We start from the raw sequence: 1,212 nt of genomic DNA, 5'->3' as shown, positions 1-1,212 counted from the left end.
CGGGAGGCCACGCCCCGCACCCCGGCCGGGCGCGTGGACCTGCCCCGGGCCCGCTGGGAGCCCGACGACGGCGCCGCGCGGGCGATCCGTGCGATCGCCGACCGTATCGTGTCCGGGCCCGGTGCGAGGATGAGGCCATGACCAGGGAACACGGGGTGGACCCCTTCGACGACGACGCGGCGGCGCCGGAACGGGCCGCTCGGCTGGTGCGCACGGCCGCCGCGCCCGAGGACCGGATCACGCTCACGGACGAGCAGGAGGCGATCGCCTCGCTCGCCCCCGGGCACAACGCCGTGCTCGTGCTGGGCGCCCCCGGCACGGGGCGCACCACCGTGGCGGTCGAGTACGCGGCCCGCCGGATCGAGGCGGGGCTGGACCCCGAGTCCCTCCTGCTGCTGGCCCCGAGCCGGGATGCGGCGGCGCGGCTGCGTGACGCGCTGACCCGCCGGCTCGCCGCCGCCGGTCGGGGCACCCGCGCCGTCACCCCCGTGCGGACCTGGTCCTCCTACGCGTTCGACCTGCTGCGCCGTGCCCGCGTCACGGGACCGCTGAGGCATCTGGAGGTCGCCCCCCGGCTGCTCACCGGTGCCGAGCAGGACACGGTGATCGCCGAGCTGCTCGAGGGCTACGCCGCCGGCCTCGCCGCCGCGCCGGACTGGCCGGACGACGTCGCCCCCGCCGTGGAGGCGAGGGGATTCCGCCGTGAGGTCCGCGAGCTCGTGGACCGCATGAGCGAGCTCGGCCTCGAGCCGGGCCGCCTGCAGGAGCTCGGCACCGCCCACGGGCGCCCCGAGTGGGAGGCCGCGGCCGTGCTGCTGCAGGACTACCGGGACCGGATCGACCTGGGCATGGCCGAGGCGTTCGACGCCGCCGGGCTGCTGTCCGCTGCCGTCCGCGTGCTCACCGAGCGGCATCCGGAGGACCCGGAGCGCGACGCCGCGGCGCAGGCGTTCGTGGCGGAGGAGCGGGACCGCCTGGCCGTGCTCGTGGTCGAGGACCTCCACGAGGCCACCCCCGCCGTGCACGACCTGCTCACCGTGCTCGGACGCGGGCGGGACGTGCTGCTCACCGCGTCGCCGGACACCACCGTGGAGGGCTTCCGCGGCGCCCGGCCCGACCTCCTCGCCCGGTACCCCGGGGTCCTCGACCCCGATCCCGTGCCGGGGGCCGCCCCGCCCGCGTCCCCGGACGGGCGCGTCCGGGTGCTGACGA

At 78.1% G+C, this 1,212-nt stretch carries 1 protein-coding gene; it reads left to right on the top strand.

The genetic code is table 11. The annotated features are described in order from the left end of the window. Positions 1–137: 137 nt before the first annotated feature. Positions 138–1,212, top strand: a 1,075-nt coding sequence (locus D8M29_RS12380) for a UvrD-helicase domain-containing protein (protein WP_148111622.1), incomplete at its 3' end; no start/stop codon positions are given.

It is taken from the genome of Micrococcus sp. HSID17227 (assembly GCF_003989405.1).
Taxonomy (GTDB): Bacteria; Actinomycetota; Actinomycetes; order Actinomycetales; family Micrococcaceae; genus Micrococcus; species Micrococcus luteus.
Note: the sequence above shows the minus strand (reverse complement) of the source record. Positions and strands in the feature narration are given on the sequence as shown.